Genomic DNA, 12,954 nt, shown 5'->3' with positions numbered 1-12,954 from the left:
TGGTTGCGTACTGGTGAGCAGTCCTGTCAGTTACTGTCCGGGCGTCTTTTGCTGCGGAGCCGGCACGGATCCTCCGTGGAGATTAACCGCGGGCTTTGGGGCAGCTGCGGCCGGCGCCGCCGCCGCAGGGGCCGGAGCCGCAGGAGCGGCGGCCTCAGTCGGCTTTCGGACAGCCAGCGGTTCCTTGGTCGTGGCGGGCGGCACCACCGTCAGCTGACCGGCGACGGCCGGCGCTGCAATGATGGCTCCCGGCTTGTCCCCCTTGACCGCGGGCTTCGGGGTGCCGCTGACGGTCAGTGTGGACAGGTCGATCTGGCCCTTGCCGGTGGAAGCCACCATGCCCAATTCCGTGGCTTTGGCGGCCAGGTTCTGGGGAGCGTCGAAGTTCTGGACCTGCTGTGTCAGGTCCTGGTTTTGTTTCGTCAGCGTGGACTGCTCACCCCGGAGCTGCACCAGCTGGTACTGGGCCGTGGAGACGGAAATGTTGAGTACCAGGACCGCCATGAGCGCCACGGCGAGCAGCGCGAAGCAGAGCACGACGAAAGGGGCCCTGCGCTTGCGCGGCGCGGAGCGGACCACCGACAGCGGGGTCCGCAGTTTGCGTTCGGATCCTTCCGAGGGCTTGATCCCCGTGAGGGCACGGGCCGCCGTACCTGACACGACTGGGAAGTTCTTAGCAGCGGCGGTGCTCATGCGGCCCTCCTGGCTCTGATTCGTTCAACGGCGCGCAACCGGGCGGATGCTGCACGTGGGTTTTCGGCGATTTCGTCTGCCGTGGGCACCTCGGTGCCTTTGGTCAAGGTCTTGAGCTCGGGCTTGTGCTCTTCCAGTTCCACCGGGAAACCCAGCGGCGCTGAGGACTTGGAGCCGGTCTGGAAGACTTTCTTGACGATCTTGTCCTCCAGAGAGTGGTAGGACATGACCACGACGCGGCCCCCCATGGCGAGTGCATCCACAGCGGCGGGCACCGCACGCTCCAGGACATCAAGTTCTTCGTTGACTTCGATCCGCAGGGCCTGGAAGGTCCGTTTGGCCGGGTGTCCCCCGGTCTTTGCCGCGCCGGCCGGAACGACCGCCCGGATGGTGTCTACCAGTTCACCGGTGGTGGCGAACGGCTTCGCCTCGCGTGCCGCCACGATGCGGTTGGCGATCCTGCCGGCGAACTTCTCTTCACCCCACTTGCGGATGATCCGGACCAGGTCCTCTTCGCTGTAATTGTTGACCACGTCAGCGGCTGTCTGGCCGCGGCTGGTGTCCATTCGCATGTCCAGGGGCGCATCAAAGGAGTAGGCAAAACCTCGTTCGCGCTCGTCCAGCTGCAGGGAGGAAACCCCCAGGTCCATGAGGACCCCGTGGACTTCGCTAACGCCAAGATCCCGGAGAACGTCCGGGATCTCGTCGTAAACAGCGTGGACCAGGTCGGTCCTGTCCGCGAAGGGCTTCAGACGCTCCCCGGCGAGGGCCAACGCTTCTTCGTCGCGATCGATCCCGATGAGGTGGAGGTCCGGAAACCGCTGGAGCAGGGCTTCGGAGTGGCCGCCCATTCCCAGGGTTGCGTCGATGACCACGGGCGTCTCGCCCCGCTGGCGGGCCGCTTCGATTCCCGGGGCCAACAAATTGATGCACCGGTCCTTAAGGACCGGTACATGGCGTTCGGACGTGGGTTTTGGCTGGTTGGGATCGCTCATACCTTCGTCCTTTCGTGCCGTTGTCTGCCGTGCTGGGCCTCGGTGTGTTTCTTGAACCAGATCCCCATCCGCGCCTATCCGGACGTCCGCCTGGCTCCGGGGAAGTGAGCCAGGACAACGTTCGGATGGGCGGCTGGAGATCTCATACAAGAAACGTTGCCGTTGTCGCCTCCGGGCCTCAGAAGATTCCCGGGATGGCGTCGTCGGTTTCAGAGAAGGAGGTTTCCTTCTCTGCCAGGTACTCGTTCCAGGCCTGGGCATCCCAGATCTCCGCACGGGAGCCGGCGCCGATGACGGCAAGCTCCCTGCCAAGACCTGCGTATGCCCGGAGTGCGGGAGGAATTGTCACGCGCCCCTGCTTGTCAGGTACCTCGTCCGAGGCTCCAGAGAGAAAAACCCGGATGTAGTCACGAGTCTGCTTGGAGGAGATGGGCGCCTCCCGCATTTGCTCGTGAATCCGTCCGAATTCCCGTTCACTGAAGACGTAGATGCAGCGTTCCTGGCCTCTGGTGAGTACCAATCCGCTGGCAAGTTCCTCGCGGAACTTCGCTGGGAGGATGATCCGCCCCTTTTCGTCCAAACGCGGCGAATGAGTGCCAAGAAACATGGCCACCCGCCTGTCTGTCGTCAGGAGCTGCACGTCCCCTGTGCTGCCACTACCCTCTTACCTGCTCCACTTTACTCCACATCGCTCCACAGTCAACGCGACACGGAAGTTTCCTCCCGGGATTGGAGGAATCTTGGCCCGGAAATCCGGGGTTTCCAGGTGGTGGTGCAAAGTGGAGGAATTGTGGCGTCCTTGGCGCGCATCCCGCGTGCCAGGGAATATACGACGGCGGTCTGCGGGGATCCCGGTCGTCCAGGCCCGCATTGGGGTGCTTAAATGCGAAAGACCCGCCGGGGCGGGTCTTCCTGCAGGCCTGCCCGTGGGCAGGTGGTGTGAAGTGGAGAGTTACTGGATGGCAGTCACGGGCCGGCTGTCAGGACCGGCCGGTCACGGTTCGCCGCGGCGGCGTTCGTCCCAGCGTTCTTCCAGGCCGCTCATGAACGAACTGCGCCCCTTGCCGGCCTTCTTGCCTCCGGCCGGTTTGGCTTTGCCGGCAGCGGAACTACGCATCGTTGCGAAATAGACTCCGGCTCCCATCACGACAAATCCGAGGACACCAACAAAAATGCTTTGAAGTGATACGCCCACCAGCAGGAGGAGGACACCGGCCAGGGTGGCCAGCACGCCTATCACTATATGGCGTGTGGACCAGTTACGGCCCGGATCCGATCCCATTGAGTTGGCAAACTTCGGATCGTCCTCGTGCAGCTGCTTCTCCAACTGCTCGAGCAACTTCTGTTCGTGCTCCGAGAGCGGCATCACGACCTCCTTAAGTCGGCCAACGTCCGGACCTGCCGTGGCCATTATGTTGTCAATCCAATAACGACCGGCATGCGCAGGAGGTTCCCGGCCACCGTATACCGGGCAACCGGATTCCACGCATTCGGACGGCGGGCTGATACAGACGGCTTTTGGTATGTCCAGACGTTCGAAATCTATGTATATCTAAGGATAGTTTGTTGCGCCCTGTTCTGAAAGATACTCTGACCCGGCGCACCCGCCGTCGGAGGCGGTGCATCCAAGGGCGAGGGGCGCACCGGGGGACAGCTTTTGGCGGCCGTCAGCCGGGGGAAAGTCAGTCAGCGGCGGTGTTCGGGTCCAGCAGCCGGGCAGGGAGCACCGACTTGGAACCGAACTTCTCCGCCACCCTGTCCAGGGCCTGTTCCGCGGCCCGCCAGTTGTCATCGCGGCGGTCAAAGCTCAGCTGCAGCGAGGTCTGGGCTGCATCCTCTAGCTGCTCCGCCCTTACGCCGACAAGGCGCACTGTCATGGCCCGGGGGCCGAGCGATTCCAGGAGCTGAACGGTCACGGCGTAGATCAACTGGGCACTGTCAACCGGGGCATGCACCGTCCTGCTGCGCGTGATGGTGGAGAAATCGGTGTAGCGGAGCTTCAGGGAGATGGTCCTGGCAACCATTCCTGTGCTTCTGAGCCGCTCGGCTGTGCGGTGCGACAGCCGCAGCAGCTCCCGGTGCAGGAGGGCGTCGTCGGCCGTGTCCACGGCAAACGTCTCCTCGGCACCGATGCTCTTCTCGAGGCGGACCGGAGTCACAGGCCGCGGATCAATCCCCCAGGACAGCCGGTAGACGTGCTCGCCTGACGCCCCGAGCAGCTTCTTCAGTGCGGACGGCGGGGTTGCGGCAACATCCGCCACGCTGCGGATCCCCATGCGTGCCAGCACCTCCCCCGTTTTGGCACCCACGCCCCACAGCGCATTGACGGGAAGGCTGTGCAGGTAGGCAACGGTCTCGTCCGGCCCGATCAGCAGGAGACCGTCCGGCTTACAGCGGGTGGACGCGATCTTGGCCACGAACTTGCTGGCGGCGATGCCAACGGACGCGGTGATACCGAGTTCGTCCCGCACACGCCGGCGAATAATCGCCCCGATCTCCCGCGGACTCCCCAGCCGCCGGATAGCTCCGCCGACGTCCAGGAAGGCTTCGTCGACGCTCAGCGGTTCCACCAGGTCCGTGATCGAGCCGAAGATGGCCATCAGCTGCGCGGACACCTCGTAGTAGAGCTTGTGCCTCGGCTCGATGATGACTGCCGAGGGGCAGATGCGCGCAGCCATCGCCATGGGCATAGCAGACTTGACGCCAAATTTTCGGGCCTCGTAGGAAGCGGACAGCACCACCGACCGGTCCGCCGGATAACCCACAATGACCGGTTTTCCGACCAGTTCCGGACGGCTCCGGAGTTCCACGGAGACGAAAAATGCGTCCATGTCCACATGCATGATGCTGCTTCGACGGAGCTCCCGGAGGGTCGCTTCGAGCTGCTGTTTATCCTGTTCCGACCCCACGCCTTCAATCCTATGCCGTGGGACTGACTAAACTGGAGGCTGCATCCGGCGTCAACACCAGGAGGACTGTCCCTGTGAAGGTAATTGGAAAGCTCAAGCCTGCGGGCTGCGCCGTGATTGTGGCTGGCGCGGTGCTTGCCCTGGCTGCGTGCACCCCGGCCGATTCCGGAGCCAAGGCCACCGGGACCGCCAGCGCTTCAGCTTCCGCCACCGGACAGGTATCCACCACGGCACCGGCCAGCCCTTCGGCGTCGCCGGGTACCACTGCGGTCGTTGGTGCACTCGTCGACGGGTTCCCGGAAAAGCTGTTGCCCGTAATGCCGGGGGCCAGGGTGGTTTCAAGCAGCTTCGACAAGACGTCCACTCCGGCCACTGCAGCGCTGGTGGGTAACATCAGTTCGCCGGCCGCCGCCGTCGTGGCTTTCTATACAAAGGAGCTGGAGGCCCAAGGCTTCAAAGCGGTGCCCGGTGAGAACGTGGGCGCAGTAGCGTCAAAGGACTTCCTCCGCGGCGACAACGAAACAGTGAACGTTGCAGTGGTGGAAACAGGCGGGGTCTCCACATTCACCATCGGCGCCAACGTCGCAGCTGAGTCCGCGAAGTGACGGTCGCAGAGCAGCTGCGCCTGGAGCAGGCGGCATTCGTAGCCGCCGTCGCCGGCAAGCTCAACGACTTCCTGGCCACGCGCCAGTCCGTGATGTCCGCCATTTCACAGGATATTGATCCGCTGATGGGCTCCATCTCCAACCTGGTGACCGGCGGTAAGCGGCTTCGTGCACTGATGTGCTACTGGGGCTGGCGCGGCGCCGGCGGAGAGGCTGCTGCCACCGAGGTGGTCACTGCCGGATCCGCCCTGGAGCTTTTCCAGGCGGCAGCGCTGATTCATGATGACATCATCGACCGCTCGGATACCCGGCGCGGAGGCCCCAGCGTGCACCGCCGGTTCAGTCAGCTGCATGAAGACCAGGGCTGGGCCCTGGACAGCGAACGGTTCGGCCATGCCGCAGCCATCCTGACCGGCGACCTCTGCCTCTCCTTCAGCGAAGAAACGTTCACGGACATAGGCGAAGCGGCAGCGTCGGGAAGCCAGGCCAGGCTGATCTTCAACCTGATGCGGGCCGAAGTGATGGCGGGTCAGTACCTTGACATCCTGGAAGAAGTCGCCGGTCCCATGCGCGACCGGGCGGGAGCCGTCAGCAGGGCCCAGTCAATAATCCGGTTCAAGTCGGCGAAGTACTCGACGGAGCACCCGCTCGCCCTGGGAGGTGCCTTGGCAGGTGCTTCCGACGAATTGCTTCGCGGCTATTCAGCGTTCGCCCTGCCGCTCGGGGAAGCCTTCCAGCTCCGGGACGACGTACTCGGTGTCTTCGGTGATCCGGTTACCACCGGTAAGCCCGCTGGCGATGACCTGCGGGAAGGGAAGCGTACGGTCCTGGTTGCCTTCGCCCTGGACCAGGCTTCCCCGGAGGAGTCCCGTTTCCTCGATGCGAAGCTCGGAAGCCCGGACCTGTCCGATGACGACGTGGAGGAAATCCGGCGCATCATTGTGGACTGTGGCGCGCTCCAGGCTACTGAAGTCCTCATTGAGGAATTCGGCCGAGCCGCCTTCGCCGAACTGGACCTGCTGCCGCTGGACGATCTCCCCAAGACGGCCCTGCGGAAACTGGCCGAGGCAACCGTTAGCCGCGCCGCCTGATTGTGGCGGCGCGGCCACCGCGCTCAGCCCGCATTGCGGGGATCCTGGAGGGTATTACCAGGCGAGGGACTGGGCGCGGCGGCGGATTTCGGTCTTCCGGCCTTCGCGCAGCGCATCAATCGGACGGCCCCGCAGAGATTCATCCGGGGTGAAAAGCCAGGTAATGAGTTCTTCATCGGTATAGCCGGCGTCCGAGAGGACCACGACTGTGCCTTTCAGGCTCTCTACCGGATGGCCGTCCTGCATAAAGTCGGCGGGAACGGACCTGATCCGGCGTTCGCCGACCCTGAGGGCCACCAGCGCCTTTTCGTCCAGCAATCCATGGACCTTAGTGATGGAAACGTTCATCATTTCTGCAACGTCGGGCAGCGGCAGCCATTCGCCTACAAGGCTTTCTACAGTACTCACGGATCAAGATTGCCACGGCGGGCGCTAATGCGCCTAGTCAGCGCAAAGCGGCGGCATGAACCCGCGAATCGACACTCCGAAAAAAGGCATATATCCGATGCCGCACATTTCTTGTGCTAATCGGCAATTCGTGAGAGATTCACATAGATCACATTTGCATCAAGACTAACTTTAGTAACACTAGTACCATTCGTAACAACGGCCTGACCGACAGCACTTGCCGCTGAGAAGAGGATCACTCCCATGACGACGCCCCGATCGCCAAAGCAGCACACCAGGCCGAGCCTGCCCATGATTGCGGCAACCACGGCCGCCCTCCCGGCGGTCGTCCTTTCCTCGCTGGCCATCGCCCAGCCGGCGGCGGCTGAATCCCGCCCGCGGACCGTGCCGGCGACCCTCGCGGCTGCAATACAGGCCCAGGAAGCCGCCCTGAAGGCCGGAGTCATTCCGGCAGCCTCGGTTTCGACGGCCCTCCCCGCATCCCTGCGGCCCGCCCAGCCCTCCGCACCGGCCGAATACACCATTGCCCGCGGTGACACCATCAGCGGCATTGCGGGTCGCTACGGCCTGGACACCAACGCCATCCTGAAGCTGAACAACCTGCAGCCGAACACCATCATTTATCCGGGGCAGAAAATTAAGCTGACCGGTTCGGCACCGGCCCCCTCCGCTCCCGCGGCCAAGCCGGAGGCTCCCGCTCCTGCCAGCTCCGCCGGCAGTGTCTACACCGTTAAGTCCGGCGACACGCTGGGCGCCATCGCGGCACGGCACGGCGTCAAGTTGTCCGAGGTGTTGAGCTGGAACGGGCTCAATATGAACTCCATCATCTACCCGGGCCAGAAGATCAAGATCGGCAGCGGCCAGGCACCGGCTCCTGCGCCGGCGGCTACCCCCGCTCCGGCACCGGCTCCGGCGGCCAACTCGGGCTCCTACACCGTGAAGTCAGGCGATACCTTGTCCGCCATCGCCGCAAAGCACGGGGTCAAGCTGTCAGACATCCTGTCCGCGAACAAGCTGACCATGACCAGCGTTATCTTCCCGGGCAACAAGCTGGTCATCCCCGGCGCCTCGATCCAGCCGGCAGCCAGCGTTACTCCCCTGGTGCCGAGTTCCTTCCTCGGATTCACGTACCCGGCTGCCGTGGTCTCCTCCGCCAACCAGAACAAGGCACTGCTAAACTCGTCGCCCGTGCCCACAAGGGAGCAGATGAAGTCGATCGTCGCGGACACCGCGCGTCGGATGGGCGTGGATCCCTCGCTTGCCCTTGCCTTCGCCTACCAGGAGTCAGGCTTCGACCAGCGCGCAGTCTCGCCTGCCAACGCCATCGGCACCATGCAGGTCATCCCGACGTCGGGCGAATGGGCCTCTGATCTCGTGGGCCGCAAGTTGAACCTGCTCGATCCCTACGACAACGCAACCGCAGGCGTGGCCATCATCCGCCAGCTGATCCGCACCAGCAAGGACTTGGACAACGCCATCGCCGGCTACTACCAGGGCCAGTACTCGGTCAGCAAGAACGGCATGTTCGACGACACGAAGGCATACGTCGCAGCGATCAAGGCGCACAAGAAGAACTTCAGCTAAACCGCGCCGGCGCTCGGGAAGCGGGTGCCGGGAGGGTAACGATACGGGTCCGGATTGCATGTCGATTCGGGCCCGTTTCCGTGTAGCACTTAGGATCGTAGGGTGCAGGATAAAGTGTCGGACCCCCTCGTTGGAACGCTGGTGGACAACCGTTACCGGGTTCAGTCCAGGCTGGCGCGCGGCGGAATGTCCACCGTTTACCTGGCGACGGACCAGCGGCTGGAGCGCGACGTCGCACTGAAGGTCCTCCACCCGCACCTGGTCAATGACGGTAACTTCCTGGACAGGCTGGGCCGTGAGGCCAAAGCTGCGGCCAAGCTGTCCCACGCCCACGTGGTGGGCGTCCTTGACCAGGGCAGCGACGGCCACACTGCCTACCTGGTGATGGAGTACATCAAGGGCCACACACTCAGGGACGTCATCAAGGAGAAGGGGGCGCTGTCTCCCCGGCTGGCACTGGCACTGATCGACCCCGTCGTTGAAGGGCTGGGAGCGGCGCACGCCGCAGGACTCATCCACCGGGACATCAAACCGGAAAACGTCCTGATCGCCGACGACGGCCGAATCAAAGTCGGTGACTTCGGGTTGGCCCGTGCGGTCACCACCTCAACGAGCACCGGGGCGCTGATCGGCACCGTCGCCTACCTGTCACCGGAGCTCGTTCTCGGCCGGCAGGCGGACGCCCGCAGCGACATCTACTCCGTGGGCATCATGCTGTACGAAATGATCACCGGCAGTCAGCCCTTCGACGGCGACGTCCCCATCCAGGTGGCCTACCAGCACGTGAACTCCTCCGTGGAGGCCCCTTCGGCGGTCGTTCCGGGGCTGGCAGCTGAAGTCGACGAGCTGGTGCAGTGGTGCACGGCAAGGGATCCCGAACAGCGCCCGGTCGACGGCAATGCACTCTTGTCTGAGCTCAGGCATATCCGGACCAACCTGACCGACGCCGAACTGGATCTTCAGCCCCCGGCAGCGATCGCCGCCGTCGCCCATGCTCCGTCGGAGCTCCGCCCGCCTGCGCACCCGCCGACCAGTCGTCCCTCCGAGGCACGGTCCCCGGCGCGCCAGGACCAGACGGAGATCCTGTCGGCCGGACAGCATCCAACGGAAATCATCAACCGCCAAAGCAATCCCACCACGGTGCTGTCGGCCGGGCGCCGGCCGGGCCAGTTCGGTGCACTGGCCGCCCCGGCAGAGCCGGAGCCCGCCTTCGGGGATCCGGGCGACGACGGGCCGGACACTGCGGTTCCGTTGAGTAAGCGTGCGCAACGCAAGCTGGACCGCGAGGCCGCCAGGGCGGAGTCCAAAGCAGCATCCACTCCGGTGCGCTCGCTTCGCGAAGGCAACCCGCGTCGCCGCGGCCTTCTGTGGATCATCATCCTGGTGATCGCAGCTTTGCTCGCCACCGGCGCCGGCTGGTTCTTTGGCATGGGACCCGGCTCCCCGGGGACCATTCCCCGGGTTGCCAACAAGACCGTCGCCGAGGCCCAGCAACTGCTCGGAACAGCTGGATTCCAGTCCACCACGAAGGATGTCTTTGACGACGACATCCGGGCAGGCCTCGTCGTGGGCACCGAACCTGAAGCCGGCCGGGAAATCCGCAAGTTCCAGATGGTGTCGCTGTTCGTGTCCAAAGGCCCGCAGCTCTTTCCGCTGCCCGGAGTGAGCGGCAAATCGCTGGATGAGGCAAAGAACCAACTCAACAGCGCCGAGATGGCCCTGGGCACCGTCACAGAGACGTACAGCGAAACTGAGCCGGCGGGTACCATCCTCGCCCAGGACCCCGCAGCGGGCACTCCGGCCAGGCGCGGCACGCCCGTCAGCCTCACTGTCTCAAAGGGGCCCGAACCCATTCCTGTACCAGACGTGCGCGGACAGGAACAAGGCGCCGCAGTCAAAGCGCTGGAGGCCGCGGGGTTGAAGGCTGTGATCTCACCCGAAACGGTAAACGACAAGAAGGTCCCCAAGGGCGCCGTGGTGGCCCAGGAGCCATCCAACGGCACCCTCACCAGGGGTGCGACGGTCACCCTTACGGTATCGAAGGGGCCCAAGCTCGTGAATGTGCCCAGCTACATCGGCAAGCAGGCCAATGATGCACGCAAGGCGCTGGAGAAGCTCGGTTTCGAGGTCCGCGTCAACAACATCCTGGGCGGTTTCTTCGGAACCGTGCGGGACCAGGATCCGGTGGACACCCAAGTGCCCGAAGGTTCCGTCGTCACCCTCACCGTCGTCTGAGCGCAACCGTACCCCGCTCGCAGCAGCCGCCACACCAAAAAGCTCCGCCGGCTGGACCAGCCGGGCGGAGCTTTGTGGTCAATCAGGGCAGCGGGTCAGCGCTTGCCAGCGGGTCAGCGCTTGGCCAGGGCTCCTGCGACGAGGAACGCCATTTCCAGGGACTGCATGTGGTTCAGGCGCGGATCGCAGACCGATTCGTAGCGGTCCAGGAATGCTTCCTGGTCGATCGGGTCCGCGCCGCCGAGGCACTCCGCGACGTCGTCGCCGGTCATTTCGACGTGCAGGCCGCCTGGAATGGTCCCCAGCGAGTGGTGGACTTCGAAGAAGCCGCGCACTTCGTCGATGACGTCGTCGAAGTTCCTCGTCTTGTAGCCGTTGGGCGACGTGACCGTGTTCCCGTGCATGGGATCGGTCACCCAGAGGACCTGCGCGCCGGACGCCGTGACTTTTTCGACGATGGCGGGGAGCTTCTCCCGGATGTTGCCGGCACCCATCCGGGTGATGAAGGTCAGCCGGCCGGGTTCGCGGTCCGGATCCAGCTTGTCGATGAGCCGCAGGGCGTCGTCGCCGGAGGTCTTGGGCCCCAGCTTGACGCCGATCGGGTTGCGGACGCGGGACAGGAAGTCCACGTGGGCGTGGTCCAGTTCGCGGGTGCGTTCGCCGATCCAGAGGAAATGCGCCGACGTGTCGTACGGAAGTCCGGTGCGGGAATCGATGCGGGTCAGCGCGCGCTCGTAGTCCAGCAGCAGCGCCTCGTGGCTCGCGAAGAATTCCACCCGCTTCAGGGCTTCGAAGTCCGCCCCGCAGGAAGCCATAAACTTGATGGCCCGGTCGATGTCACGCGCCAAGGACTCGTAGCGGGCGTGGGCGGGGTTCTCCGTGAAGCCCTTGTTCCAGTGGTGGACCAGGCGCAGGTCAGCGAAGCCGCCCTGCGTGAACGCGCGGATCAGGTTCAGGGTCGATGCGGAGGTGTGGTACGCCTTCAGCATCCGGCCGGCGTCGTGGGCCCGGGATTCAGGGGTGAAATCGTAGCCGTTGACGATGTCGCCGCGGTACGCCGGGAGGGTCACGCCGTCGCGCGTTTCATCGTTTGAAGAGCGGGGCTTGGCGAACTGTCCGGCCATGCGGCCCATCTTGATGACAGGCATCGCTGCGCCGTACGTCAGGACGACCGCCATCTGCAGGATGGTCTTGACCCTGGCGCTGATCTTGTCCGCAGTAGCGGCTTCAAACGTTTCTGCGCAGTCCCCGCCCTGGAGCAGGAAGGCTTTGCCCTGTGCGGCCGCGGCGAGCCGTTCACGGAGGATGTCCACTTCGCCGGCAAACACAAGCGGCGGAAGGACGGACAGTTCCTTCACGGAGGCGTCAAAGACCTCTTTGTTTTGCCAGCTGGGCTGCTGGGAAACCGGCAGTTCCCGCCAATGGTCCAGTCCCGGATAGTTGGCGGCACCGCTCTGGGCGGTACTGGTCAGCAGGGAGGCAGGTTTTGCAGATAGCTCAGTCACACTACAAGACTAGTTCCCGTATCCGGGTTTCCGCACCGTAACCGTCATTAGCCCCAAACCGCCGTCACAGAACCGGCAGCACAAAGGCGGCGTCACGCGTTTCCGGGCTCCCCGGGACCGCTGTCCCTAGGCTCTCCGGGACTGGTGTCCCCGGAGCCGGAGGGACCGGAGCCTGCGGAACCCTTGTCCCCGGAGGGACCGGCGCCTGCGGAACCGTTGTCCCCGGCACCGGTGGGGCCGTCTGTGGGTTTCCCCGCCAGCCGCAGTTTGACCACCGCCGCGTATTCGTCGACGTACTCCTGCCCGGACAGGCGCATGAGCTCGTACATGATTTCGTCGGTCACGGACCGCTGGATCAGGCGGTCGTCTTCCATGCCGTAGTACCGGCTGAAGTCCAGCGGTTCACCGAAGATCATGCCGATGCGCCTGATGTTCGGCATCCGTTTGCCAATGGGCTGGACCTTGTCGGTCCCAATCATGGCTACCGGAATCACGGGAACCCTCGCCTCCAGGGCGAGCTTGGCGACACCGACTTTGCCCCGGTACAGCCGCGAATCGGGGCTGCGCGTGCCTTCGGGATATATGCCCAGCAGCGAACCATGCGACAGGACGTCCATGCCGGCATTGAGCGACGCCGCCGAAGCCGCTCCCCCGGAACGGTCCATGGGCAGCTGGTTTGTCAGCCGGAAGAACAGTGCGGTCAGCCTGCCCTTGAGGCCGGTGCCGGTGAAATACTCCGACTTCGCCAGGAATACCACCGGACGCGGAACCATCAGGGGCATAAAGATGGAGTCGGAGAACGACAAATGGTTGGAAGCCAGGATGGCGGCGCCTTCCGCGGGCACATTGTCGAGCCCCTTGACCCAGGGCCGGAACAGGAGCTTCAGCACCGGTCCCAGGACGAAGGTCTTCATGAACCAATAAAACAC

12 protein-coding genes are annotated in these 12,954 nt (G+C 64.2%); 4 read left to right on the top strand and 8 right to left on the bottom strand.

Annotated elements, in window-relative coordinates; all coding sequences use genetic code 11:
• Window positions 1-30: 30 nt before the first annotated feature.
• From JOE41_RS18805 to dinB, 5 genes are all read right to left on the bottom strand, one after another.
• On the bottom strand, window positions 31-693 hold the full coding sequence (locus tag JOE41_RS18805) for a hypothetical protein (protein ID WP_209753220.1): 663 nt from the start codon (window positions 691-693) through the stop codon (window positions 31-33).
• Window positions 690-1,688 carry a 16S rRNA (cytosine(1402)-N(4))-methyltransferase RsmH gene (gene rsmH, locus JOE41_RS18800; protein ID WP_011691422.1) on the bottom strand — a complete coding sequence of 333 codons (999 nt, stop codon included), beginning with the start codon at window positions 1,686-1,688 and terminating at the stop codon, window positions 690-692. Before rsmH ends, JOE41_RS18805 begins: the two co-directional genes overlap by 4 nt.
• Window positions 1,689-1,866: 178 nt before the next feature.
• On the bottom strand, window positions 1,867-2,295 hold the full coding sequence (mraZ, locus tag JOE41_RS18795) for a division/cell wall cluster transcriptional repressor MraZ (RefSeq protein WP_011691421.1): 429 nt from the start codon (window positions 2,293-2,295) through the stop codon (window positions 1,867-1,869).
• 387 nt (window positions 2,296-2,682) lie between these two features.
• Complete coding sequence (locus tag JOE41_RS18790; protein WP_209753219.1) at window positions 2,683-3,054, bottom strand: DUF3040 domain-containing protein; 372 nt, start codon at window positions 3,052-3,054, stop codon at window positions 2,683-2,685.
• Between the two features lie 316 nt (window positions 3,055-3,370).
• Window positions 3,371-4,531: a DNA polymerase IV gene (gene dinB / locus JOE41_RS18785; protein WP_083812744.1), complete on the bottom strand. Its 1,161-nt coding sequence runs from the start codon at window positions 4,529-4,531 to the stop codon at window positions 3,371-3,373.
• A gap of 140 nt (window positions 4,532-4,671) precedes the next feature.
• On the opposite strand from dinB, the gene JOE41_RS18780 reads away from it, so the two are divergent.
• Window positions 4,672-5,202, top strand: coding sequence for a hypothetical protein (locus tag JOE41_RS18780; protein WP_011691418.1), 531 nt, complete (start codon window positions 4,672-4,674; stop codon window positions 5,200-5,202).
• Window positions 5,199-6,293 carry a polyprenyl synthetase family protein gene (locus JOE41_RS18775; protein WP_209753218.1) on the top strand — a complete coding sequence of 365 codons (1,095 nt, stop codon included), beginning with the start codon at window positions 5,199-5,201 and terminating at the stop codon, window positions 6,291-6,293. The genes JOE41_RS18780 and JOE41_RS18775 overlap by 4 nt, the downstream gene beginning before the upstream one ends.
• 54 nt (window positions 6,294-6,347) lie before the next feature.
• Here JOE41_RS18775 and JOE41_RS18770 read toward each other — a convergent pair whose 3' ends face one another.
• Entirely contained in the window at window positions 6,348-6,701 is a 354-nt protein-coding gene (locus JOE41_RS18770) for an Rv2175c family DNA-binding protein (RefSeq protein WP_011691416.1), read from the bottom strand.
• A 243-nt stretch (window positions 6,702-6,944) separates the two neighbouring features.
• Here JOE41_RS18770 and JOE41_RS18765 point away from each other — a divergent pair, with 243 nt between their 5' ends.
• Complete coding sequence (locus tag JOE41_RS18765; protein WP_209753217.1) at window positions 6,945-8,285, top strand: lytic transglycosylase domain-containing protein; 1,341 nt, start codon at window positions 6,945-6,947, stop codon at window positions 8,283-8,285.
• A gap of 102 nt (window positions 8,286-8,387) precedes the next feature.
• A complete protein-coding gene (locus JOE41_RS18760) occupies window positions 8,388-10,520 on the top strand; it encodes a Stk1 family PASTA domain-containing Ser/Thr kinase (RefSeq protein ID WP_209753216.1) in 2,133 nt (710 codons plus the stop codon).
• 113 nt (window positions 10,521-10,633) lie between these two features.
• Here JOE41_RS18760 and JOE41_RS18755 read toward each other — a convergent pair whose 3' ends face one another.
• Together JOE41_RS18755 and JOE41_RS18750 are read right to left on the bottom strand one after the other, a co-directional pair.
• The gene (locus JOE41_RS18755) at window positions 10,634-12,025 is read right to left on the bottom strand and encodes a class II 3-deoxy-7-phosphoheptulonate synthase (protein WP_209753215.1); all 1,392 of its coding nucleotides are present in this window, start codon (window positions 12,023-12,025) and stop codon (window positions 10,634-10,636) included.
• A 92-nt stretch (window positions 12,026-12,117) separates the two neighbouring features.
• On the bottom strand, window positions 12,118-12,954 hold the full coding sequence (locus JOE41_RS18750) for a 1-acyl-sn-glycerol-3-phosphate acyltransferase (RefSeq protein ID WP_209753214.1): 837 nt from the start codon (window positions 12,952-12,954) through the stop codon (window positions 12,118-12,120).

This window comes from Arthrobacter sp. PvP103 (genome assembly GCF_017833075.1).
GTDB lineage: Bacteria > Actinomycetota > Actinomycetes > Actinomycetales > Micrococcaceae > Arthrobacter.
Note: the sequence above shows the minus strand (reverse complement) of the source record. Positions and strands in the feature narration are given on the sequence as shown.

Excerpts from the sequence above, each read along its gene's own strand:
- JOE41_RS18765 (WP_209753217.1), top strand. The coding sequence starts at position 6,945 with ATGACGACGCCCCGATCGCCAAAGCAGCACACCAGGCCGAGCCTGCCC.
- dinB (WP_083812744.1), bottom strand. The coding sequence starts at position 4,531 with ATGCATGTGGACATGGACGCATTTTTCGTCTCCGTGGAACTCCGGAGC.
- mraZ (WP_011691421.1), bottom strand. The coding sequence starts at position 2,295 with ATGTTTCTTGGCACTCATTCGCCGCGTTTGGACGAAAAGGGGCGGATC.
- rsmH (WP_011691422.1), bottom strand. The coding sequence starts at position 1,688 with ATGAGCGATCCCAACCAGCCAAAACCCACGTCCGAACGCCATGTACCG.
- JOE41_RS18790 (WP_209753219.1), bottom strand. The coding sequence starts at position 3,054 with ATGCCGCTCTCGGAGCACGAACAGAAGTTGCTCGAGCAGTTGGAGAAG.
- JOE41_RS18805 (WP_209753220.1), bottom strand. The coding sequence starts at position 693 with ATGAGCACCGCCGCTGCTAAGAACTTCCCAGTCGTGTCAGGTACGGCG.